The organism is Vaccinium witches'-broom phytoplasma str. VAC (assembly GCF_000309405.1).
Taxonomy (GTDB): Bacteria; Bacillota_I; Bacilli_A; order Acholeplasmatales; family Acholeplasmataceae; genus Phytoplasma.
Genome location: NZ_AKIN01000093.1, coordinates 1 through 519, shown reverse-complemented (window position 1 = coordinate 519; position 519 = coordinate 1). Strand labels below are relative to the sequence as shown.

The 519-nt window shown below is 28.9% G+C and carries 1 protein-coding gene and 1 pseudogene; both read left to right on the top strand.

The features are described from left to right. On the top strand, nucleotides 1-230 hold a 230-nt coding region (locus tag RI68_RS04150; RefSeq protein WP_017193592.1), incomplete at its 5' end, for a hypothetical protein. Between the two features lie 107 nt (nucleotides 231-337). Further along, nucleotides 338-519 (top strand): annotated as a pseudogene (locus RI68_RS04050) (hypothetical protein); the annotation flags it as partial.

The following is a 519-nucleotide window of genomic DNA, read 5'->3' as shown; positions in this document are numbered from 1 at the left end:
CAAATTCTAATGTCAATATACCCCGAAATAACAATGTTAACAACAATATATTAACACAAATCAGAACTTTGCATGATTTGTTGTTAAATGAAGCAAACTTATTTCAAGAACTTTATAATGCTACTAGAGATAATCTGCCACAAGATATAATAATTAATTTAAAAAATCAAATAAGAAATATACATATACAATCTGAAAATATTAGAATAAATATTCTTTCGAATCAATAATAAAATAACTCAAATATAAACAAGACCCTCTCTCCCAGGGTCTTTTTCTTTTATCCCCCCACAACTGGCAAGGCCATTAAACCAAAAACCAAAGGAGGCAAAAATATATGAATCGAACCAAATCCTTAATCATTTCTTTATTAATCACTATTTTATTCGTTAAACCTATTTTTGCTCATAACTGTTTTCACAAACAAACAAAATCTAAAATCAAACTCGCCGACCACCAAACCCTTCAACAAGAATGGTTAAAAACCCAACCAAAAATGAAAAGATACGACATCAACGT